Here is a 24914-nt window from a genome sequence, read left to right on the forward strand (position 1 = left end):
AGGCACCTTAACATAATATTATATATATAATTTTAAGATTAAAAGTAGATAAATTTTAGAATTAGGTGTTTTTTTTCAGAAATTTTAAAAAAGCCACTGAACTTTCTCAGTGACTTTTTTATGTATGTGCCTTTTTATATCTTATATCTTAAACTTATTAATTGCTTCTACCATACTACCAGACATTTCAGAAAGGACTTGCGCTGATTCAGCAACTTCCTCAGATGAACTGCTCATTTGCTCAGAAGATGCTGTTATCTCTTCCGCAGAAGCTGAATTTTCTTCTGCCACTGCTGATGCATTTCCGATTCTTCCTATAATCTCAGTCTTTTCAGAATCAATATATCCCATTGAACCACTTACTTCCTTCATTAAAGGTATTACTTTTTCAACTAAATCTATGATATTTTTAAAGGAAACTATCGACTGGTCAATAACATTTATTTGCCCTGCAAACTCATCGTTAACAACATTAGTAGTATTTACTACCTCACTTGTCTCTTTTGATATTACTTCTAATAAATTGTTTATCTCAGTAGAAGATGTTTTGCTTTGTTCTGCTAACTTACGTATCTCATCAGCTACTACAGCAAATCCCTTTCCTGCTTCTCCAGCTCTTGCAGCCTCTATAGCAGCATTTAGTGCTAAAAGATTAGTTTGATCCGCAATACTGTTTATAAGAGATGTTATACCATTTATCTCTTGTATATTATCGCCAAGCTTATCTATCTTTTGTGCAACCTTACCAAAGGATTCACTTATAGTCTTAACAGATAGTATAAGGCTTTGTAACTGCTCATTACTTAGATTAGCCATAGTACTTATAGTTTCAGTTGAACTATTTACGTTGTTTACTGTTTGTGAAATGCTTTCTATAGCTTGTCCAAACTCATTAACAACACCAGCAATGGTCATAAGTTCTTCTGCCTGCGATGTAGACCCTACCGCAACCTCTTGTATAGCATTACTTACTTCTTGAGATGATGAAGTCATTTCCTCTGAAATTGCTGATAAAGATAATGCCTGTTCATTCATCATCCCTGCGTTTGACTTTACATCACCTAAAATACCTGATATAGCTTCTACAGTAACTGAAAGTTCTCTTTTCATTATTCCAAATTCATTCTTTTCATCTCTGGCTATATCAACCGTTAAATCTCCAGAAGCTACAACCTTTAATTGGTTTGTAAACTCCATAATCGATTTTCTTATATACCCTAAGATAAACATAGATATCATAGTTACTAAAACTACTACACCTATAGAAATAGCTATAAAAGTAGTCTTAGTTGACAAAAATTGCTCTTCACTTTGTTTACTTATAAGATCAGCAGATTCTTTTTCGCTAGCTACAAGCTTTTCTATGCTTGCACTAACTCCAGTTCCAACCTTAGTATATTCATCCATATATGCTTTATCCATGGTTTGTCCAGCTTTTCTTTTTTCCGCAAGAGGCGGGAACTTCTGCATATATTGATCGTAATATTCTTTCATATCACTTATTATCTTATTTTTATCTGAAGTATTACCTAAAGTATTCAATTCACTTATTAAGTTTCTTATTTTCGTATCAGTATCCTTAACCGTGGTCACCATTGCTTCATCATAAGGTCTATCTATTATTTTGGTAAGAACATTTCTCATACCATTAAAAGATCCATTAACATCTCCTAATATCTTTATGTTTTTTAGTTCTTTTTTGTTAATAGCCTCCAAATTACTATTTATTTTAGACATATTTGTTAGTGAAACCATACCTACTACTATCAAAGAAACAATTGCAATTAGCCATAGAGCTATTATTCCATGGACTATCTTAACATTTTTTAACCCTTTTTCTTTTTTTCCCATACTACTCCTCCAAATAAAATAATATAACTCTAAAATACAATTTAAATCTAATGGGCCTTTTTACTAAGTTTTTTTAAATAATATTAATTATTAATTATATTATCGTACACTACTTATTTATATTTATAGTGAAAAAAATTTTATTTGGAGTGAGAACTAAATAATTATTTTATCTATCACACTTTTCTTACAATTCTATTTTTTTCAATCCACTTTATAGCATAATCTACTAAATCCCTTTGTCTCATAAATCTTACAGTTCCATTACCAATAGTGATAATTTTCACTTCGTATTGTTTTTCAAAATCTCTGCCTATATCTTCAAAATCCTCGCCATCTACCGATAACGTCTCGTAAGTGACCCACTTTCTTTGTCCATCAACCATAATAGCAGTGCTATTAAATTCATTATGTTTACTATCATACTCAGCAATCACATCTGCTAGGTGAATAGAAGTATTCTTATCATATCCAACACCTATTAACATTACATACCCATCTAAATTATATAACTTGTCTATAGGCGATCCTTTTCCAAATATATTAGATAAATCATGGTCTTTTATTAATAGCTCAGCATTCTTTCCAACAGCTGCAAAGGATCTTACTGGATGATCACTTCTTTTTGCATTTGGCCAAGACCTAAACATTTCTGAAATCGCACCCATGGTATTTGTCGGTGTAATAGCCTTATCATAAGCTGGCCAATTATCTCTTATTATTTGGTACCACTCTTCTGGTTCCTCCCAATGTACTCCCATATTAGGATCAAGATTCTTCCAGGTTTGAGTTGGCATCATAATGGTTCCATCTTCTCCCACTGCTTCTAGTAGAGCTTCTATTACAATTTGAGGTCCTCCACAGACAAAGCCTAGACTAGTCAATGATGCATGAACTATTATATTTTGACCTTTCTTTACTCCTAAGACTTCAAATCCTTTTAATAAATCTTCTTTTAAAACAAGCTTTCTGTTTTCAATCTTCAATTCCTTTCCCCCTTATATCCTCTTACACTAGTTTTTTGATTAGCTTTACATGTAATAGCGTATTATTACCTTTTTGTTACCACTTTTGATTAAATATCATTATATATATATGGATAATTTATTATTTCTAAATTCTCTCACCAGAATCCATGATTTCCGAACATGCATAACTTAAGTTTTCGTAATGGAACCCTATAGCAGACATCTTAAGAAATTAATTGTGCTACCGCTTGCACATTAATGTTCGATATATAAAGTCAATTCATTTCTACAAATACTAGATGCATAAGTTTTCTTAGATAGTTATAATATCGCTCTATTTGGTTCTATCAAAAAGTGCCTTTTCTTACTTTAAAATTTATGTTATCATAATTTTCCATATATAACAATGAATTAATTTAACACCCTTATAACTAAAGAAGCTCTCTGTTTATATATTGAAACTTTTATAATTCCAATGCAGTAAAAAAAGGCCACAGCTTATATTGATGTACCACTTCGTAATAAAACTTATTATTTTAAAATCTTCTCACCAAAAGCCGTGAGAGCTTTAAAAATAGATTTAGGATCGAAGTGGTACATCTATAGCTATGACCTCTTATTATTTAATTGTTATTTAACACTTCTTTTTCTAACTAAAACCCCTGCACCTAATGCTAACATCATTAATCCTAAAATTAATAATATATTGCTGTCAACAGTAGAACCGGTCTTAGGAAGTACTTGCTCACCAGCAGCAGCTTTTTCAGCAACAATAAATTTAGAGAAGTGAGCTGTTGTGAAGGTTACTTTATTGCCATCTACTTTAGTGTCCATAATCTCAAATTTCTTTGTACTTTCATTATAGTAGAATACTGCAATATTATTTTTGTCTAATCCCTTAAGCTCTTCATCAGTTAATATTAAAGATATTTGAGCCTTACCATCAGCAAAGTTGTGTATATCAACTTTAGAATCACCAGTTACTATCGATAATCCAAAATTATATACTTTCTTAACACCTTTAATATTTTTAGTTATATCATTGCCACTTTCAATACTAAAGTTTACAACTACTCTTGAACCATCTTTTAAAAGGCTCTTGCTTATTATTGAGAATGGAATTACAGCATCAATATTTGTGCCTTTTACTTCTATACTTCCATTACCATTTTTAATAGCGTTTGTATCTGTAACTTCTAGAGTAAATCCTTTTGAAGCATCCTTTATCTCAATTACATTATTACCATTAGATATTTTTGATACTTGAATTATCTTCTTGCCATTTTCATCTGTTATAACAGTTCCACCTTGGTTGTTTCCGTTTCCAGGATTATTACCGTTATCTCCTGGATTGTTGTTACCACCATTACCTGGGTTATTGCCGTTATCCCCTGGATTGTTGTTGCCACCGTTGCCTGGGTTATTACCGTTATCCCCTGGCTGTTGTGGAACTTCCTTTACTATAACAGTTCTTTCTTTATTTATTACATTGCCTTCCTTATCAACTACTTTATATACAACCTTGTAAGTTCCAGCCTTAGTTGTATCAACGTTATTTGAAACCACTTCAAGCTTAGAAGTTAAATCTTCTCCATTTATATCTATTGCTTTTACGCCATCTAGTGGATTAAACTTATCTCCTACCTTTATAGTTAAGTCATTTGTATCAATTGCTCCCATGCTTAAAACTCTTACTATAAAGAAACTTACTGATCTATTTCCAGCAGCATCAGTAGCAGCTACTTTTACTCTAAATACTCCATCCTTTGAAGTATCCACAACATGTGTTATTACTGCTTTAGCTGTAATATCTCCATCTTTATTGTCTGTTATCTTCAATCCTAAAGCTTTTACAGGTTCAAAGTTAGTTCCTACAGGTAGGACTACGTTGTGACCTTCTATAACTGGTGCTATAGCATCTTCCTTAACAGTTACTTTAAAGCTCTTCTCAGCTTTGTTTCCTGAAATATCAGATACAGAAGCAATAACTTCATAAGTACCTGCTTTATTTACATCTAACTTGCTATCATCTAAAGTCACCTTACTAGTGATATCTCCATCCATATCATCTACTACACTAAGTCCTAAAGCTTTTATTAAGTCTGGTTTTTCACCTTGTTGAACTACGGCATCATTTCCATATATAGTAGGTGCGGTATTATCATTGGTGTATTTTAAAGTTAATGATCTTATATTAAATCCATCTACATCAACATAAACTCTTAAAGTTTGTACCCCAGCTTGAAGGTAAACAGGTGTTGAATCAGAATTAGCCCATTTATTCCAATCTCCTGTACTTGGCATTTTGGTTCTTCCAAGTTCCTTACCTTGACCATCTTGTAATACAGCTACAGGTACTGAACTTACTGAATCTGCATAGTTGTAAGATACTTTGTAAATGCCAGCTTTCTTAACATTAACAGAGTAATCCATATATGATCCAACTGTTGTATCACCTATATTCTTTACTCCATCTTTATTCTCAATAGCATAACCTTTATCTCTTGAGCCACCAAATAAGCTATCTGCATTAATTACAGTTGTATCACCTGAATTATCTGCTTTGATTTCTTGAGGAGCCTGCTTCTTTGATATTTTTATTGAATCAAGAGTAAATCCTCCATTTACAACCTCTATTCTCAAAGTTTGAACTCCAGACTCTAATCTTACAGTATCCTTCACAGAAAGAGTATTACCCCAGAACTTAGCAAAGCTTAGTGTAGCTATATTTCCAGCTACATTTATATCCGGACCAACACTTAACTTTATTGCATTTGTAATTGCTGCATTATTATTAGCAGTATAAGTTATAGTATAATCCCCTGCTTCAGGAACATCTAAATAATAATCTACTCTGTTACCTGCTTGAACATCAGATTTAAGAGATCCCTTTGTTCTATATGCCATATCTTCAGTTAAAGTAAGGTCTTTATCACTCACTTTATATGGTGTAGGCTTTTGGTCACTCTTTTCACATGTAATTGAAGTTGTTAGAGTAGGATCATTTGTTGAATCACTATAAGCACTTGCAGGAACATTTACAACTAATGAAAGATCTTCATAGTATACTGCTCCCCAAGTTAAATTCAATCTTACATGAGTTGCATCTAAATACTCTACAGAAGTAAGCTTTACATACTTTCCTTCTACTGCAGGACCTGATATAGTAATACCTTCTACTTTATCTTTATTAAGTGTTCCTCCAGTTAGAGTAATATCTACAGAACTTGTATTCATTGGTATAGCACTTGTTGCAGCTAGCTTCTCAACATCTGGATTAGCAGTTATTATAAAACTACTTCCTATATTATAGGTTTTATCTGATAAGCCTGAAACTTCTTTTGCAGACATTAATACATTTATAGTCTTATCATAATCAAAATCTAAGCTAGAACTTCCATGAAGTATGATCTTAGCAGCTGTGTCGTTAACCCTTGTAACCTCGTAATCTATACCTGCTGGTAGGTTTTCTAACTTCCAGTTAGCTTTTGTAAGTGTATCAGCAAACTTTCCATCATAAAGGTTTACGCTTATTACACTACCTTCTTCTTGGCCTTCATTTATAATGTTATTTGTAACTCCAATTGCAGAGCCCACTGTGAACCAATCTAAATTAAATCCACTCTTAACTAAAAATCTAAGTGTATGCTCTCCCTTTGAAAGTGTAACTTTAGCATTTTCAACCTTCCAAGTCTTCCAACCACCAGTAGCTTGAAGGTTTACTGTTTGTACTAATTTATTATCTGAATATAAATCAAAGGATGGTACACTGTTTTCTGATGCCATATTTAAATTTAAAGTATACTCACCATCTTCAGCTACATTAACCTTGTATTCCATAAAGTCGTCTTGATCTACGAATCCAAGCTTATCATCTTCTATTACTATACCTTTTGAGTTAATATAGTTCTTACCTTCTATTCTTCCTGGAAGATTATATATAGAAACTGCCTTCTCAACCTTAATATTCTTTATATTAAATTCACCTGCATCTATATTATATCTAATCTTCTGCAGACCTTTGCTTGTGAAATTGATTGTATTTTTAATTGTAAAGTAATTGCTCCAGGTACTGTTATCCCAAGCTGATTGCTGAACAAAAACATTAGTTAGTTCCTTATCACCAAGCATAACATGTATCTGTCTATTCTTCTTAGCACCATCATCATAGTTTCCCCATGGTGTAGCTGTTTCAAAAGTCATGTTATATAAACCAGCTTCATCTACATTTACATAATATTCAAGGTAATTTCCATCATGTACATATCCTACATGATCTCCTTCAACCTTTATATTTGAGCTTGCATCAGTAAAGTTAGCTGAACTGAAGGTTCCTGGTAACTTGTTTATTTTCTCTGCAGCTATTGGATTCCATTTGTAAGTAGCTACATTCTTTGCAGGTATTGTTCCAGTGATTTGTGTACCGCTGCTTGTTAACTTGAAAGATTGTGCATTTTCTGTTTGGTTAACTACAACTGCAACTAATGAACCATCTGGATTTTTAAATACAACATTTGTTACTGTATCCTTTGAGCCATAATTACTATCTATTCTTACAGCTCCTGGTTTTATAAACTTAGAAAATTGTCCTGTTATATAATATTCAGGAGTAGCCCAATAATTATTACGGTCATTTGCATCTGCCACGAACATTGTAGGGTCTGGAGTTCCAGTCCATTGTTCTGGAGAAATATTGCTATCTAGCATTGTTACCCATGAATTATAACTTTCAGCATAATTTCTGTAGTATTGAATAATTCTATCAGCTCCAGAAGTTCCCCAAACTGATCTTTCAGTTAGATTTACAGAATGACCTGGGAACATATCATGAACTTGTGTCATAGCTGTTGGCTCTCCACCATAATCATGGAAGGCTATACCATCTATTGCAGCTTTTCCAGCATCGTTATTCATTGCTTGAGAGGCAAAGCTTACTCCGCTATCAAAATTATGATCAAATGCCCAAATCTTAATTTCTTTACCCTTTAGTATTTCACTCTTAGCTATATCAGCTTTAATTGCTATAGCTAATTTTTGCTCTTGCTCTGGTGTCATAGCGCAGCTTGGATAATCAATTTGAAGTCCTGGTTCATTTTGAAGAGTCATAGCATATATAGGAATTCCTAATTTTTCATACTCCTCAAAGTATCTAGTGTAATACTTAGCAGCATCAGCAATGTGAGCATCGCTTAGCTTACCACCTTTTATTAACTTCCCATTATTTTGATAGCTCTCACTACTACTTGTTTGATCTTTCATCCAACCTGGAGGTGTCCATGGTGATGAGAACAACTTAAGATTTGGATTGATTTTTAATGCTTCTTTTATTGTTGCTACTATATTGTAGTCAATATCTTTTTGTATAGAGAAGCCCTTACCAGTAGTATTGTACCAATCTGGTCCTGAAGCCCCTGGAACATTATCGTAATATGTGTAGAATTCTCTTCCTGTAAAATCTGCTGTACCTATAGTAAGTCTCATTAAACTCATCCCTGCACCAGTTACAGGATCAACCAATTTCTTTAAAAACTCTGTTCTTTTTTCTGGTGACATCTTAGAGATATTATTAATTGTTGATTCTTCTAAAGAAGTCCCCATACCTAAGAAGCTTTGGTATTGCTTTGAAGGATCAATCTGTATATTTGTTATCTTTGAATCATCTTGTGAAGTTATATCAAGATTATCTTTCTTTGTTAAAGTATTTGATAAATCCTTTGGAGCATCATACCAGCTCATACTTCCTGATTGCTCTGAAGAACTCATATATACTTCAACAGCTCCTGATTTTATAACTGGACCTGAAGGTGTAGTTCCTGGATTTTGTCCACCACCATTATCATTTCCAGTCTCTTCATAATCACCGATCCTAGTGAAGTTTATCCAATTGATATTGAAGTTTCCGTTTCCAGCCTTAAAGGTTAGACTTTGCTTTCCAGCCTTTAGATTTGCAATTCCTTCAACAGTCTTCCAATTTTGCCATCCACCTGTATCTGGCACAGTTGCTTTTGTAAGATTTTTAGTACCTAAAAATAATTGAGCACCATCCTTTGATCCACCTGGACTTGCTACTCTAAATTCAACCTTATACTTTCCATCTTGAGCCACATTTACATCATAATTCATCCAGTCTCCACCATCTATATAACCAAGGTTCTTTCCACCACCCTGGTCACTAGTGTTTTCACTCTGAATGCCATTCATACTCGTATAAGCTTCAGCCTCAACTTTTCCTGGGATAGCTATTGAGTTATCTGGTTGTGTTGGTTTTTGTGGTAATACTGCAGTTTGTCCTTTTTTAAGCCCATATCCAAACTTAAATAAAGCTTTTCCATTATCATTTTTGCTTGTTATATCAGAAGCATACCATGGCCAAGTTATATTTAATTTACCTGTAAAATCATAGTTTCCAAATAAAACATCAGCAACTCCTTGTCCTTCTGTTCCTGGAAGCCATGCTTCTACTAGTCCATCCATGCCATCTATTTGATCTGCTATAGTTAAAGGTCTTCCTGAAACTAATACCACTACAACAGGAAGCTTTGGATTAGTCTCTTTTATATTTTTAAGAGTTGTTAAATCATCTGAATCTAACTTTAAAGCATCTGGAGATCTGTCTCCATCAGTTTCTGCATAAGGCTTCTCACCTATAACAACCACTGCCACATCATTATCTGTTGATGCTCTACCACGCATATTATAAGTTACTTTAGTATCGCTACCTACTGCATTCTTAATTCCTTGTAGTATTGTAGTTCCAGTAGTTGTGTTTCCAGCAGCTCCCTGCCAGGTTATGGTCCATCCACCACATTGAATTCCTATATCATCAGCACTTTTTCCTGCTACAAGTATATTCTTTTTATCTTTTAACTTTCCAACTATATCATTATCATTCTTTAATAATACTAAAGATTCTCTCACTGCTTGTCTTGCTATATCTCTATGAGCCTCTGATCCTACAGTTTTAAGCAAATCTCTTTGTGCATACGCATCTTCAAACAAACCTTGCTCAAATTTAACTTTTAATATTCTTGTTACTGCATCATTGATTCTGTCCTGTGAAACTTCATTTTTTTCAGCTAAGTCCTTTAGATTTGTAATGAAGCTTCTCCATGAATTTGGAATCATAGCCATATCAATTCCTGCATTTACAGCTTGCTTTATCTTATCTCTTTCAGTACCTGAAAGTTGAGCTATTCCTTCATAATCTGATACTACAATTCCTTTAAAACCTAGTTGCTGTTTTAAAACTTTAGTAATAAGATCAGCACTTCCATGGCACTTTTCTCCATTTATACTATTGTAAGAAACCATAACTGATCTAGCACCAGCATTTATTGCTGCTATATATGGTGGAAGCAATTCATTTTTTAGAGTTTCATCAAGATTGCTAATCACAGCATTACCTTGATTTACTCCATCAGTAGTCAAGCCTTCACCAATATAATGTTTTGCCGTAGCAATTACAGTATTATTCTTTTTAAGAGTTCTGCTTGGGTCATCCCCCTGTAAACCTTTTACATACGCCTCTCCAAGGTTTGAAGCTAGGGCTGAAGTTTCTCCAAAGGTTTCATAAGTTCTTCCCCATCTTTCATTGTGAGCTATTCCAAGTGTAGGTGCAAAAGTCCAAGTTACACCCGTAGCTCTCATTTCCTCAGCAGTTGCTTGACCAATCTTCTTTACTATATCAGCATCTCCTGATGCACCAAGCCCTATGTTATGTGGAAAAATTGTTGCTCCAAAAACATTATTATGTCCATGAACAGCATCTACTCCATATAATATTGGAATTCCAAGTCTAGTTTCTGATGCAGCTTTTTGGAATCCATCCACCATATTAGCCCAGCTCTCAGCAGTATTTGGAGTAGGAAGTGATCCGCCTCCACTTAAAATTGAGCCAAGAAAATAATTTTTCACATCTTCTGTAGTAGCTGTCTTTCTTTCAGCCTGTACCATTTGTCCTATCTTTTCATCAAGTGTCATTCTAGATATAAGGTCATTTACTCTTTCATCCACTGAAAGTCTAGAATCTAGATATTTAGGAGCGTCCTCTGCTTTAACAATGGATGCTACTCCATTTCCTAGAACCATAGTTGTAACGAAGGTTGCTGTTAAAAATCTGGATAACCACTTTTTTAACATATTTATTATTCCCCCCTTAAATGTTTAATCTTCTCTCTAATCTTTACCTTTAACTCTTTGTACTTATGTTATTCATTTAAAATTACACCTAGTACAATCATTTTACATTGCTTATATTTTCACTCTTTACCTCCTTATCTATCTCTTTTAGAAAGTAATCTGGGTTTATTCTTCCTGCTGCCAACTGATAGCATAGTTCTTCTATGGTCAACTTAAAATTTGGAGTCAAGCTATCATGCCATGAGGTGCCACTCAATGATTTAGAATTATTGAGTATGCTTACCAATTCTTTTTGTATCTTTGTTTCTTTTTTATTTGAATAGTTCTCATACTTCTGTGCAGGAACTATTAACCCCTTTTCAAAACCTTTCTTAGCCCAATTTTCTGGTTTCATTAAATACTCTAAAAACTCTATAGCTTCATCCTTAACCTTAGATCTAGAAGAGATGGCGTAACCTCCACCATTCCAAGCAATCAGAGCATCATCATTAACCTTAGGCTGTAATATTAAAGGTATCTTACTTACCTCCATTTGACTTCTAAACTCCTCAGGTAATCCTGTATTGTTTACCATTCCAATCTCCCATGAACCTGTGTATATCATTGCGCTCTCTTTTTTTGTAAATAAATTCATAGAAGTATTGTAATCAAGCTGTGTCATTGTGTCTTCGATGCCGCAAGCATCTATAAGTAGCTTTAGATCTTCTGCTGCTTTTTTAAATACAGGATTGTCTATAAAACTCTCCTTACAATGTATAGCATCATATATAAAGCTTTGATCTTGTCCCTCCATAAGCACTAATTCTTGATATAGTAGTGCCAATGGCCACTTATCCTTGATATTTATAGTAATTGGAATAATTCCTTTATCTTTAAAGCTCTTGCAAACCTCAATAAGTTCTTTAAAGTTTTTCGGAATATCTATTCCATTTTTATCAAATAAGTCTTTATTATAGTAAAGAACCATATAGTCCATACTTTTAGGCACACCATATAGTCTTCCATCAAGACTAAAGCCTTCTAAGGCGCCATCTTTAAATTCATCTTTTTTGAACTTCTTAGTATCTAACTCGCAAGCATATCCCCCCTTCATCACTGGGTAGAAAAACGAAGGCTGTCCCCACACAAAAAATATATCTGGCAAATTATCACTTATGGCATATGCCTTGAATCTCTGTTTGTAAGGTTCATCTTGATATGCTTCCACTTCAATATTTACATTACTATTTTCAGTCATATATTTATCTATTAATAGCTGCTCAAGCTTCCCTTGACCTGATTCTCTTTCTGGTAAGTTAGATAAAAATCTTATAGTAACTTTTCTATCTTTATGATAACCTTTACTTGATGTAGTACTAATAATATCGCTGCTACAACTAGTACAAGTAACCACAATAAACACTGCTATTACTATATATCTAATAATTCTATAACTTTTTATTTTCATATATTTCTCCAATTTGCATATGACTTTATCTACTACTGTGTACTAGAATTTATAAATATAGTTAATCTACAGAGTAATTATATAAACCTTAGGCAAAAATTAGTAGTATCCAAAATTCAGAAAGTGGTATTATTTTTCAGAACTTAAAGTTTATTTAATAATAAGTTTAGGTGCTGTCAAAGAACTGTGTTGAAATTAAGTGGTCACGCATCCAATGTTTTAATGAGCTTAAATATAGCCTAAATTTAATAAGTTAACCTTCCGTAAATTGAAACAATATTTCTTTTAATGTAAAATATATATGAAACAAAAATCAATCTATACCATATAGAAGGAGTCATATATGAGCTACCTAAAGAAACACTTGGTAAAATTCAATATAAATTATATGAATCTTAGTATTAAAAATAAGATATTGATTTTTTATGTCTGTATTTTATCTATAATTTGTTTAATACTAGGTGGTTATTCCTATTTAGTTGCCTCAAAATCTTTAAAAGATGAGGTAACTTCTATCAATATTAAAGATATTAATCAAACTGCAGACAGTATAGACTTCTTGCAAAAAGATGTTACTGACCTATCTACCTTTATATGTTTAAATCCCTTAATTCAATCTTTAGTAACTACTAATGAATCTTCTGATGAGTATGAAAAGTTTACAAAGTATGGATTAGAGCCATTAAATATATTACTTGCATCTAAGGATTATATAAGTTTTATAGTTATATATGGTGATAAAGGTTCAAAATATTATTTAAGTAAGGATGGAAGTAATGGCCTCTCCTCTTATGATGCTATAAAAAAAAGTGAAGTTTATAAAGATGCACATGACTTAAAAGGTGCTCCGTTATGGGTTAATATCGGAAACAGAAATAATATACTAATTTCTGATAACAGAAGTCCTAAGATAGCAATGGTTAGAACTATCATTGATACCAATACCCTTGAAGAATCTGGACTTATGGTGATATGCATAAATACATCATTTATTGAAAACCTTTACTCACAGGGCCTAAAAGGTTCTGACAGTATAGCCCTTATCGATGATAAAAATAACATTATCTCATCAAAAGATACAAAAAAATACCTAAGCAGTACAAATGTACACTATGTTTTTTCTAAACTATCTGAAGATAATAAGTATGAAAATGTAAACTTAAATGGTTCAGACATTTTAGCTACTTCTAGCATCATAAAAGAAAGTCATTGGAAATTAATATCTCTTACCTCCCAAGTAGAAATGTTTAAGAGTCTTAGTTCCATAATGACAATGACACTTACAGTAATCGGTTTTTGCCTTATAATTTCATTTTTTATATCAATATTTGTTTCATCTAAGCTTACAAACCCTATAAAACAGCTACTCTCATCTATGAGAAGAGTAAAAAGTGGAAACTTTAAAGAAAAGGTTGATTATAAATTTAATGATGAAATAGGAATGTTAGTATTTCAGTATAATGATATGATTGATAACATACAGAATCTTATCAATAGCGTCTATAAACTGCAACTTAAAGAAAAGGAAGCTGAATTAAAGGCTCTACAAGCCCAAATCAACCCTCATTTTTTATACAATACTTTAGATATGATCTTTTGGAAATCAGAAAAAGCTAAGCAAACTGAAATAAGCGAAATGGTATATGCTTTATCAAAGCTATTTCGTACTACTCTAAATAATGGACAAGATTTCATCTTAGTAAAATCAGAAAAAGAGTTTATAGAGAACTACCTACTGCTTCAAGGTAAGAGATTCAGAAATAAACTTGAATACTCTGTAGCTATTGATGATGATATACTTGGTTATTCAATTCCAAAATTGATAATACAACCTTTTGTAGAAAATGCAATAATACATGGCACAGAAGCTGATAGTGATAAGAGTTATATTTCTGTAAATGGCTCTGTTATAGGAGAGAACCTTGTATTTTCAATTGAGGATAATGGTAATGGCATTGATGATGAAACCATGAATTCTTTACTAAATAGTAATTCCAATAATACTAACCAGCTTAACAAGCAAAAAGGCTATGCAATAGGTAATGTAAATCAAAGACTATCACTTTACTATGGAGAAAATCACTCATTAAATATGGAAAGTAAACTTGGAAAGGGGACAAAAATTGTAATCTCTATTCCAATTAAAGATGTATCACTTTAATATAGGGTGTGTTAAAGCACCGTGTTGAAATTAATTTCAATAACAGTACTTATTAGAATAGTACATAACTCTTTTCATGAATTTTATTGTTTATATAAAGGAGAGAATTTGCATGTATACATTATTTTTGGTTGACGATGAAATAGAACTTGTTGAAGGTTTAAAGGAACTAATTGACTGGAATAGTTATGATATTGAGATATGCGGTGAAGCAGATAACGGAGTGAGTGCCTTAGAGCAAATTCTTAAAATAAAGCCAGACATTATAATAATGGATATAAAGATGCCTAAAATGAATGGACTTGAGCTATTAGAAAATATATTTTCAAAGGGCTTAAATTCAAAATGCATTATATTGAGTGGTTATGATGATTTTGCTTATGCAAAAAAAGCAATTAGCTTATCAGCCTGTAACTATCTCTTGAAACCTTGCCGTCCATCAGAGATATTAGATTCGGTAATAGATGCTAAAAACAAGCTCCTTGAAGAGAGATTAAAAGATGAACTTCTAAAAAAATATGAAGGTAATATTAATGAATATTTGCCAATCATTAAAAAAAATATACTTCAAGACCTTATATTAAAACCCTATAACAAAACTAAAGTCTCTGAAGATAATATATCACTATATAATCTTCAATATGAAAACTTATTAATTTTTATAATATCTATAGACCACTCTACACTTATATATGACCTGTTTAATGATTCTGATATAGACTTCATAAAAAGCTCTATAAAAACCATTACTTCAGAAGCCTTAAATGCAGTGGAATATATGGATTACTTTGAAGAAGCTGACGATATTATTGTTTTCCTGTCCTTCAATAATGAAACGGCAAGAAATGATACTATTTACCCTGCACTTGAAAACATAAGGAATTCTATAAAATCCTTTTTAGGTTTTTCTGTAACTGTGGCACTTGGAAAGATAGTAAATAGATTAGAAGATATCAATTCTTCTTATTTAAATGCTAAAGCCGCTTTAGAATTCAAATTTTTTCTTGGTGATAACAATATAATTCATTCAGATTATATAAATAGTTATGAGGTTGTAAATAATCCCTATCCAATAGATGAAGAGCTTAAGTTAATAAATTATCTTCGAACTGGTGCAATTGAAGAAATCAGACCGTCCTTAAATAACTTTTATGATAAACTTTGTACTGGTGGTATGCCTACAAAGAAGAATATTCAAGGTGCTACCCTGTCTCTTCTAGGGTCTATCAATAAGTTCTGCATAGAAAATGACCTTGATATAAATGCTTTATCAAAACTAAGTTCACCTTTTGATGTGGTACTTCAATGTGAAACAATCGATGAGTTAAAAAATCAACTTGAGCTTATTATATCTAATATATTTACAATAACTAACCCGCTAAATAAAAATAATTCCCTGATAAAACTAGCAATAAACTTTATTACAGAAAACTATTCCAAAGATATTACATTGGAAAGTATCGCAAGAGAAATACATTTAACTCCTGGTTATATCAGTCAGTTATTTAAGCAGGAAACAGGAATAAACTTTCTTGAATTCCTTCATAAATACCGTATAGAAAAATCTAAGGAATTATTAAAGAATAAGTTCCTAAAAAACTATGAAATTGCTTATATGGTAGGTTATACAAATGAAAAGCATTTTTCTAAAATTTTTAAAAAATATACAGGCCTTACTCCAAGTCAATACAGAGCAAGTGTTGCTTCTTAAGATTAGGCTCATGTATAAGATGTACCACTTTGAACCGCAATCTATTTTTAAAACTCTCACGGCTTCTGGTTAGAGAATTTAAACATAATATATTTTAATACAAAGAGGTACATCTATAGTTCAATGCTTTCGCCATATTTATGAGTTTTTTATTTGAAACCTCCAACTTTTATTGAAACAATGTTTTATCTTAATAAGGGTACACATAATCCACTTTTGGTTTATCTGCCTTCTCTACAGATTCTCCTATAATTACTGGCATATCCTGACCTTTGTAATTCTCTACATCTATAGTTCCCTTAACCAAAACCCAGGAATCCTTTGTTAAAAGTTCTCCCTCATTATATCTACATAAGAACCCTACTGGCTGTAAATCTGCCGTGCAGCAAGTCATCATAAGTCTAGCTGGCACAAACTCATTTTTTGAAAGCATATCACTCTTAAAAACAAATCCCACAACACTGATCTTTTTTCCTTTGTATTTATTCATGTTATCTGATATCTCAGATACCCACTTAACAAAGTTAGTATCAGTCATTACAATCTCATCATTAATCATTAAAAGTCCATTATTAGTATCAATTTTATCATCTGATCCATTCTGTGTATCTTTACTGGAATTGGCTTCATTAGATTGATTAGAGCTATTAGTAGTTGTACTATTATCTTTTGCTTTAGAAGCAAGGGTATTAGCTTCTATACTACTAAAAGAGATTGTACTAGAATCCATAGTCTTTCCTGGTATTAATATAGCTAAAGCTATGGGGATTAGGAAAATCATATACTCACTTTTATTGCTTATTTTCCTTCTAGAATGAAATATTTCTGGCATATTAGCAATGGCTAAAATTAGCATGACAGGTATAGAAAACTTTATATAAGGAACAATTCTAGGATGCACATATAAAAGTACTTTTCCTGTTGTAACTATATATATAAAGAAGATGGCAATGGATATCAAAATTAAGCTTTTCATTAGGGGTTCCACTTTGTATCTATTATTACTCAAATCCTGTTCCTCCCTTTAAACTAGGTTCATATTGTAAGCCTTATGAAAGCTACAAAGAATATTATAGCCACAAGCTTTATTACAAACCTCTTTTTGAAACTCCCTAATAACATAGATAAATTTTTTATATCTATCATCGGACCAATCACCATAAACCCTAAAACTGATCTAAGAGGTAACTGATTTATGAAAGTTCTAGCTATGAATGCGTCTGAAGTAGAACATACAGATAGTACAAATGCAGCTAACATCATAATAATTAGAGAAGTTAATGTAGTGCCTCCTAACTCAAATATAAGCTCTTTGGGTATTAGCACTTGCATTATCGAAGAAAGAAAAGCTCCTATTATAAGAAACTTACCAACTTGAAAAAACTCTAAGCTACTATGGGTTAATATAGCTCTAAACTTCTTCTTAAAGGATTGTTCGCTACCGGAATAATCCTCACATACTCCACATTCACAGCTATTTATTATATTTTTATCTGCTAAAAATATATCTTTTTCAGGAAATATATAAAATGCTAGTCCTGTAAAAAATGCTACCGTAACTCCAAAATATATTCTATACAATGCTATAGAAGGTTGAGTTGGAAAAGCATAAAATGTCGAAGCAATTGTCACAGGATTAACTATTGGGGCCGCTAACATAAAAGTTATAGCAATAGGGACTGGAATTCCTTTTTTAATTAATCGAGAAGCCACTGGAACTATGGCGCAGTCACACACAGGTAGAAAGACTCCACTTACTAATGCAGCTATAAATCCTAGTCCCGGGCTTTTCGGAAAAAACCTACTTATGGTTTCACTTGTAATAAACACCTGAATAATCGAAGAAAAAACAACTCCAACCAAAATAAAAGGAATTGCTTGAATCAAAATACTAAGAAATACAGTACTAAAAATTTGGATTTTACTATAATCAATAAACGGTATGCTTGTACCTTTTCTTATGAAATAAAAAACAAAGCCAACTAAAACTGATACTAAAAATATTATTAATTTATTCATAATATTTGAATATAGACCTGGTTTTGCTATCTTCTTTTCTTCATATACATCTAATTGATTTTCTCCAACCTTTAAGCTTATTAATAATTTTATATTATTATTTATGCTTCTAATAGTTGACTTTATATTCTCTAGCTTCTCTTTTTCTATATCATTGCTGTGATTTAACACAATTAGATCACATATAAGTATATTTTCTAACATAATTGAGTTTAAGTTATTAAAGTATATCTCAAAGCTATTAGCTTCAATTAGGTTTATGACATTTCCAAGGAAGCTTATTTTTCTTAAAGGTCTTTTATCTATCTCATCAATTATGTCCTGAGTCTTATCAAAACCATTGCATTCAATTATTAATGTGTCTGGCAAATACTCTTTTATAATCCCCTGTAAATAATCCGTTGTTATGTCCTCATTTTTTGAAGCAGTGATTATTTTCAAATCTTCATTACTATGCTTAGCTTCTCCTTGTCCTAATTCTCTTTGTATAACTACTGCTTTTTCTTTCTGTTCAAAAGCTTTTTCTAGTAGCCCATTTATAAAAGATGTTTTTCCTGCACCCAAAAGTCCTGTTACTAAAATTATATTTGTTCTCATAGTCACCACCCTTAGTTCAGCTTTCTATTATCTTTAATATTTATATTTTATAATTTATCTTCATACCGAGTCTTATAGCTGATTAACAATTTTTCTCCTTACTCTTTTAAAACATGTTTTTGCAACTATCAATACTAACAGCATAATCACTCCTATAAGTACTATAGTTCCTCCTGGTCTCAAGTTACAGTAATAAGATAGATATAATCCGATTACGGTAAAAGATACTGCAAATAATACAGCAGAAATAATGGTTTGTTTATAACTTCTAGCCACTTGCATAGCACAAGCAACTGGCAAAACCATAAGAGAAGAAATAACTAAGGTTCCAACAGTTCTAGAAGCCAAAGAAATAGTTAATGCTGTCAATATCATAAATATGAAATTAACTATCTTTACTGATATTCCAGCTAGTCTTGCTGCTTCCTCATCAAAAGTAATATAAAACAATTCTTTATAAAGAGCTACTATAGAAATAATAACTACTATGCTCAATATAACCACCATCTTAAGCTCAAAATCCTCTATAGCTACAATGCTTCCAAATAGAAAACTGTTAAAGCTCGCACTATTCTTAACAAATCCAGAAAGCACACCTGCAAGACCAATACCAGTGGCCATTATTATTGCTATAGCTATCTCAGAATATTTATAAAAAGACTTCTTAATTCTCTCTATTGCTAGTGTAGAAACTACAGAAAAAAATATTGCTCCTAACACAGGATTTATTCCCATGATAAGTCCCGCAGCTACACCAGCTAGAGAATTGTGGGAGATTGCATCCCCAATCATCGAAAGCCTTCTTAGTATAATGACAACTCCTATACAAGGTGTTATTATTGAAACTAATGTTCCTACTATAAATGCTTTTATCATAAAATCATAGCTAAAAATACTCACCATTTTATATCCTCTTTATTAATAAATTCTTATATGGATGTACAACTTCCTAATAAGGTTTATATCTTAAAATTTTTCGTTCTTTAAATATTTCTGTTTTTATAGTTCTTTCAGATAGAGATTTATTTGTCATTACCAGTACTCTATGGCAATACTGCTCTATAGCTTGCATATCATGCGAAATTATTAGAACAGTAACACCATTCTCCTCATTAAACCTTTTTACTAATGATAGGATTATTTCCTGAGATTTTGCGTCTATACCTACGGTAGGCTCATCCAATAGCAATACCTCTGGTTCATTCACAATCATTCTAGCGATAAACACTCTCTGCTGCTGTCCTCCTGACAGCTCACCTATCATTCTTTTCTCATATCCGTACATTCCAACCTTCTGTAGGGCCTCACTTATCATTTGCCTATGTTCTCTTTTTATTCTTTTAAATAATCCCACTTTCTTATAAAGATTTGCTCCAACTATTTCTTCAACTGTTGCTGGGAAGCTTAAATTGAATGAAGTTACTTTCTGTGAGAGATAACCAATCCTATCCCAGGAAGCAAAAGCTTCTATTTTTTCACCAAAGATAGTTATTTCTCCAGTATCATATTTTAAAGACTTTGTAATTAATTTCATTAAAGTGCTCTTCCCAGCTCCGTTTTCTCCTATAATTCCAAGAAAATCACCCTTATTAACTACAAAATTTACATCTTTTAAGGTTTGTGCCGAATTGTAAGTAAAACTTAAATCTTTAACTTTTAAAACTTCATTCATCTTCCCTTCTCCTTGTGTATGACTAATCTAGTGCTTTTTTTAGAACCTCTAAATTTTCTCTCATTACTGAAAAATACTCTTTTCCAGCTTTTATATCATCATCTTCTAAGCCTTCTAATGGATTTAGAACCTCTGTCTTAGCTCCCACTTCTTTAGCAATAGCTTCTGAAACCTTAGGACTTATAAGCTCTTCATAAAAAATGTATTTTACATCATTCTTTTTAGCAAAATCTGATATCTCTGCCATTTTAGCTGCTGTTGGTTCAGCATCTGCTTGTAACCCCTCTATCGCCACTTGATTAAGCCCATATGCATTGCATATGTATCCAAAAGCTTGATGAGCTACAACTATATCTTTTTTCTTAAAATTAGCAGAGGCATCCTTAAACTCCTTATCAAGGGTATCTAATTTCTTTGCATTATCCTCATAGTTACTTTCATAATAATCCTTGTTTGATGGGTCAGCTTTTACTAAAGCCTCCTTGATAGCTTTCATTTCTTCCTTTGCGTTAATCGGATTTAACCATACATGAGGATCATACTTTAAGTCAGCTTCATCCTTATCAGGATTATCCATTAATTTTATATTTTTTGATGCCTCTACCTTTATGAGCTTATCATTCTTAAGTGTTTTTGAGACCTTATCCAGCCAATGCTCCATACCTGCTCCATTGTATACTAGTACGTCTGCTTTCTCTAAGTTAACCATATCAGAAGTACTTGGTTCCCAGTCATGAGGTTCTGTTCCTGCTGGAACTAGATTGGACACATTGACCTTATCTCCACCAATCTTTTTAGTGAGATCATACATAGCATAAAAGCTAGTATAAACAGATAACTTTTTACCTTCAGAATCACTTTTTTTATCTATGCTTTTAGTTCCACACCCTGATAAAAAACTTGTACCAATCATCAGACAAACTATACTACCAAGTACTTTAACTTTACTTTTTTTGTTCATTTCAAACCCTCCCAAGACTTTTTGCAAATGCCTTGCATTTGCATCTCTATTAATTAATATAGTTTATGCTGTAAAAATATGCAATATTTTTTTTAAATTTATTAGTTATTATTTTTTATTTACTATAGTATTTAAATTAACTTGCAAATAATATATACTTTTTGTATAAGACTATTAAAGATGTGCCACTTCATAATAAAAACTATTAATATAGATTTCATTATGAAGTGGCACATCCAAAGATATTTAAGTTATCCATAATTCAGGAGGTTATTTCATGTCAAAGCTACTTAGTTCCTTAAACACTAATAAATTAAACTTACCAAACCGTCTAGTAATGCCGCCAATGGCTACTTCTAAAGCTGGAGTAAACGGTGAACTTACAGAAGATATAATAAATTACTACGATGAAAAATCAAAAGGTGGATATATCGGGCTAATAATTATTGAGCACAGTTATATTTCAAAAGAAGGTAAAGCTAATCATAATCAACTATCAATCTCTAGAGATAATGATGTTAATGCTCTAAAGGCACTAGCTAAAACTATTCAAAATAATGGTTCCAAAGCTGTTATGCAGATTAATCATGCTGGAGGCTCTACCAAAGAAGAAGTTACAGGCACACTGCCAGAAGCTCCTTCTGCTATAGAAAACCCATACACAAAGATTGTTACAAAAGAGCTTTCAAAGGAAGATATAAAGAAGGTTGTAAAGGATTTCGCCGAAGCTGCCAGAAGAGTTAAGGAAGCTGGTTTCGATGCTGTAGAAATTCACTCAGCGCATGCATATTTACTTAACCAATTCTACTCTCCTATGTTCAACAAGAGAACTGATGAATATGGCGGAGAGCTATTAAACAGGATAAGAATACATCTTGAAGTTATCAAGGCAGTAAAAGAGGCTGTTGGAGATGACTTCCCTATATTATTAAGATTAGGTGCACTAGACTACGAAGAAGGCGGAGCTACTCTTGAGGATGCTAAAATAGCTGCTAAAGAGTTTGAAAAAGCTGGAGTTGATATTTTAGATATCTCAGGTGGATATAACCGATTCATGGTTCCAGGATTTACAGAGGAAGGTTACTTCTATCCTGTAACTAGAGAACTAAAGAAGGTTGTTAATATTCCTATAATTTTAACTGGTGGGGTTGTTTCTGCTGATGCAGCTGAAAAACTTCTAGCAGATGATAAGGCAGACTTAATAGGTGTTGGTAGAGCTATACTAAAGGATTCAGAGTGGGCTAAAAACGCTGTAGAAAGTTTAAAGTAAAAATAAATGGAGCTAAGAATAAAATATATTTCTTCTTAGCTCTATATTTTTATATCCATCTCTATATTGCTTTTCCATCTTCTATTCTTATTGTCCTTGAACAATAGTTAGCTATATTCTCATCATGAGTTATTATAACAACAGTCTTACCATTCTTATTTATTTCTTTAAGAAGATTAATAATCTCTATTCCTGTATTTTTATCAAGCGAACCTGTAGGCTCATCAGCCAAAATAATATCTGGATTTGTAATTAAAGCTCTTGCAATAGCAGTCCTTTGCTGTTGTCCACCAGACAGCTCATTTGGCGCCTTTTTAGCATGATCCTTGAGACCAACCTTGTCCAATATATCTATAGCGGCTGTTTTCATAGAGCCTTTGAATTGTTTATCATAAACAAGTGGCAAAGTAACATTATCTATTAAATCATAATCATTGAGAAGATTAAAACTTTGAAACACAAATCCAATATTTTTATTTCTGATTGATGCCAATTGGTCTTTTGTGAGTTTATCAACAGATTCACCATTTAGAAAATAACTCCCAGAGGTTGGTGAATCTATACACCCAATAATGTTTAACAAAGTAGATTTTCCAGATCCTGATGGCCCCATTATAGCAACCATTTCTCCTTGTCTTATCTCCAAATCAATACCTTTTAGCGCTTCAGTTTTTATTTCTTTTCCATAAACCTTTACTATATTATTCATTGATATCAAACTCAAAATTAATTTCCCTCCTTGTACAGAAAAACTCTACTTACGAATCAAATCAACTACATCTAATTTCATTATTCTCCTTATTGGAATTATTACTGAAATAAATGTGGTTCCTAAAATTAAGGCAATTAATATGATAAACAGCTTATAGTCAAAGGTAAGTGTATAAGCCATACTAATATCCTTTTCTCCATTTTTGTTTACAAAGTATTCAAATATTTTGAAAGGTACAACGGAAATCAAAAAAGCTGCTAAGTTTTTCAAAAACACTTCTGCCAATACTAATTGAGCTATGTCTTTTAACCTGGCTCCTTGCGAAAGTCTTATGCCAAATTCCTTATGCCTAAGATTTATTGAATATAACGTTGTGCCAGTTATACCAACTATAGAAAAGAAAAATAATACGATAGTTAGTATTAAAAGTCCAATCTCTAACTGCCTAAATACATTTGATATAGCTCCATTAGTAGATTTAATATCTTGTATCTTATAGCCACCCTTAATATCACTATTAAACTTAGCTAACATAGCCTTAACACTATCTACACTCTCACCTTTATTTACTACTATCTGAAATTGAAAATCTCTTACTGCTTCAACATAATCGCTATGTTCAGTAATTATTGTATTGCCTTTTACTTCATAGCCCAATCCCGATTTCTTCTTGCCTTCTATATCTTGATACATCCTGTTCTTAGCTTCAGTCTTGTACGTCGTATAGTACTTATAATATCCTAATGGTGAGTATATGCCATAATCATTTATAAACATATTCATAAGGTCAGAACCTGGTGATATAAATGTAGCTAAGCTTCCTGGTTTAGCTATTCCCACAACCTTGAAGTTTCTCTTATAGTAGCCAGTAAATTCTCCTAGGTCATGATCATAGGAATCCGATATAACATCTCCTACCTTCAGGATTTCCCCTAATTTACTGCCTATTATTATAGGTAGCTCATCTTTATACTTTGTATAATCCAGCTCATCATCGGTGAAGCTTCTCCCTTTTGCAAGCTTAATATTAAGCTTATTAAAGAAACCAGAGCTAACTTGATAGCATAAATAATTTTCATTGTTTATAACCAATCTAGCTGAGTACTGGCTATAAATCATAATATCAGAGATTTTCCCTTTATTCTTCAAAGTATTCAAATAGTCCATAGTTTGAAAAGCCTTCTGTGAACTACTCGGGGGTCCTGATGAATATTTCGCATATGTCAACGTTCTATTTGCCTCAAAGATATTATTATATCTATTGTATCTCTCATTATAATAATTAACTAATTGGAATAAGAATAGAAAACTAACTATTGATATGGATAGTTGTACAATTATTAATTTTGTTAAAAATCTTCTTTTTCTTAATGCTTTATAAGCTTGGACAAATATGTTTCTCATAA

Annotated in this window: 14 protein-coding genes; 3 read left to right on the plus strand and 11 right to left on the minus strand. The window is 32.2% G+C overall.

The annotated features are described in order from the left end of the window. Positions 1 to 141: 141 nt before the first annotated feature. From JHL18_RS17450 to JHL18_RS17465, 4 genes are all read right to left on the minus strand, one after another. Positions 142 to 1851: a methyl-accepting chemotaxis protein gene (locus JHL18_RS17450; RefSeq protein WP_200271596.1), complete on the minus strand. Its 1710-nt coding sequence runs from the start codon at positions 1849 to 1851 to the stop codon at positions 142 to 144. A gap of 176 nt (positions 1852 to 2027) precedes the next feature. After that, a complete protein-coding gene (locus tag JHL18_RS17455; RefSeq protein ID WP_207753049.1) occupies positions 2028 to 2837 on the minus strand; it encodes an AAC(3) family N-acetyltransferase in 810 nt (269 codons plus the stop codon). 612 nt (positions 2838 to 3449) lie between these two features. Beyond that, positions 3450 to 10958 carry a glycoside hydrolase family 3 N-terminal domain-containing protein gene (locus JHL18_RS17460; RefSeq protein ID WP_200271598.1) on the minus strand — a complete coding sequence of 2503 codons (7509 nt, stop codon included), beginning with the start codon at positions 10956 to 10958 and terminating at the stop codon, positions 3450 to 3452. A gap of 97 nt (positions 10959 to 11055) precedes the next feature. Further along, complete coding sequence (locus JHL18_RS17465) at positions 11056 to 12405, minus strand: ABC transporter substrate-binding protein (protein ID WP_200271600.1); 1350 nt, start codon at positions 12403 to 12405, stop codon at positions 11056 to 11058. Positions 12406 to 12748: 343 nt separating this feature from the next. Between JHL18_RS17465 and JHL18_RS17470 the strand changes: the two genes are divergently transcribed. Both JHL18_RS17470 and JHL18_RS17475 read left to right on the plus strand, forming a co-directional pair. Beyond that, positions 12749 to 14566: a sensor histidine kinase gene (locus tag JHL18_RS17470; protein ID WP_200271602.1), complete on the plus strand. Its 1818-nt coding sequence runs from the start codon at positions 12749 to 12751 to the stop codon at positions 14564 to 14566. Between the two features lie 112 nt (positions 14567 to 14678). Next, positions 14679 to 16277 carry a response regulator gene (locus JHL18_RS17475; RefSeq protein ID WP_200271604.1) on the plus strand — a complete coding sequence of 533 codons (1599 nt, stop codon included), beginning with the start codon at positions 14679 to 14681 and terminating at the stop codon, positions 16275 to 16277. A 190-nt stretch (positions 16278 to 16467) separates the two neighbouring features. Here JHL18_RS17475 and JHL18_RS17480 read toward each other — a convergent pair whose 3' ends face one another. The 5 genes from JHL18_RS17480 to JHL18_RS17500 form a co-directional block, all read right to left on the minus strand. After that, positions 16468 to 17286, minus strand: coding sequence for a TIGR03943 family putative permease subunit (locus JHL18_RS17480; RefSeq protein ID WP_200271606.1), 819 nt, complete (start codon positions 17284 to 17286; stop codon positions 16468 to 16470). 26 nt (positions 17287 to 17312) lie between these two features. Continuing rightward, positions 17313 to 18893, minus strand: coding sequence for a permease (locus JHL18_RS17485; protein ID WP_200271608.1), 1581 nt, complete (start codon positions 18891 to 18893; stop codon positions 17313 to 17315). 72 nt (positions 18894 to 18965) lie between these two features. Next, positions 18966 to 19796 (minus strand): metal ABC transporter permease, encoded by an 831-nt coding sequence (locus JHL18_RS17490; RefSeq protein WP_200271610.1) that lies wholly within the window; start codon positions 19794 to 19796, stop codon positions 18966 to 18968. Positions 19797 to 19842: 46 nt separating this feature from the next. Next, entirely contained in the window at positions 19843 to 20565 is a 723-nt protein-coding gene (locus JHL18_RS17495; RefSeq protein WP_200271612.1) for a metal ABC transporter ATP-binding protein, read from the minus strand. Between the two features lie 22 nt (positions 20566 to 20587). Then, entirely contained in the window at positions 20588 to 21526 is a 939-nt protein-coding gene (locus JHL18_RS17500; RefSeq protein ID WP_200271614.1) for a metal ABC transporter substrate-binding protein, read from the minus strand. Positions 21527 to 21803: 277 nt separating this feature from the next. On the opposite strand from JHL18_RS17500, the gene JHL18_RS17505 reads away from it, so the two are divergent. Beyond that, positions 21804 to 22796, plus strand: a complete 993-nt coding sequence (locus JHL18_RS17505; RefSeq protein ID WP_200271616.1) for an NADH:flavin oxidoreductase — start codon at positions 21804 to 21806, stop codon at positions 22794 to 22796. A gap of 61 nt (positions 22797 to 22857) precedes the next feature. On the opposite strand, the gene JHL18_RS17510 is transcribed toward JHL18_RS17505, so the two are convergent. Both JHL18_RS17510 and JHL18_RS17515 read right to left on the minus strand, forming a co-directional pair. Next, positions 22858 to 23520: an ABC transporter ATP-binding protein gene (locus tag JHL18_RS17510; RefSeq protein WP_200271618.1), complete on the minus strand. Its 663-nt coding sequence runs from the start codon at positions 23518 to 23520 to the stop codon at positions 22858 to 22860. Between the two features lie 30 nt (positions 23521 to 23550). After that, entirely contained in the window at positions 23551 to 24912 is a 1362-nt protein-coding gene (locus tag JHL18_RS17515) for an ABC transporter permease (RefSeq protein WP_200271620.1), read from the minus strand. Positions 24913 to 24914 lie beyond the last annotated feature (2 nt).

Origin of the sequence: Clostridium yunnanense (assembly GCF_016595795.1) — a bacterium.
In the GTDB taxonomy this organism is placed as follows: Bacteria; Bacillota; Clostridia; order Clostridiales; family Clostridiaceae; genus Clostridium_AR; species Clostridium_AR yunnanense.

Bases quoted from the DNA above. Each gene is read 5' to 3' on its own strand.
- JHL18_RS17450 (WP_200271596.1), bottom strand. From the start codon at position 1,851: ATGGGAAAAAAAGAAAAAGGGTTAAAAAATGTTAAGATAGTCCATGGA.
- JHL18_RS17460 (WP_200271598.1), bottom strand. From the start codon at position 10,958: ATGTTAAAAAAGTGGTTATCCAGATTTTTAACAGCAACCTTCGTTACA.
- JHL18_RS17465 (WP_200271600.1), bottom strand. From the start codon at position 12,405: ATGAAAATAAAAAGTTATAGAATTATTAGATATATAGTAATAGCAGTG.
- JHL18_RS17470 (WP_200271602.1), top strand. From the start codon at position 12,749: ATGAGCTACCTAAAGAAACACTTGGTAAAATTCAATATAAATTATATG.
- JHL18_RS17475 (WP_200271604.1), top strand. From the start codon at position 14,679: ATGTATACATTATTTTTGGTTGACGATGAAATAGAACTTGTTGAAGGT.
- JHL18_RS17485 (WP_200271608.1), bottom strand. From the start codon at position 18,893: ATGAGAACAAATATAATTTTAGTAACAGGACTTTTGGGTGCAGGAAAA.
- JHL18_RS17490 (WP_200271610.1), bottom strand. From the start codon at position 19,796: ATGGTGAGTATTTTTAGCTATGATTTTATGATAAAAGCATTTATAGTA.
- JHL18_RS17495 (WP_200271612.1), bottom strand. From the start codon at position 20,565: ATGAATGAAGTTTTAAAAGTTAAAGATTTAAGTTTTACTTACAATTCG.
- JHL18_RS17500 (WP_200271614.1), bottom strand. From the start codon at position 21,526: ATGAACAAAAAAAGTAAAGTTAAAGTACTTGGTAGTATAGTTTGTCTG.
- JHL18_RS17505 (WP_200271616.1), top strand. From the start codon at position 21,804: ATGTCAAAGCTACTTAGTTCCTTAAACACTAATAAATTAAACTTACCA.
- JHL18_RS17515 (WP_200271620.1), bottom strand. From the start codon at position 24,912: ATGAGAAACATATTTGTCCAAGCTTATAAAGCATTAAGAAAAAGAAGA.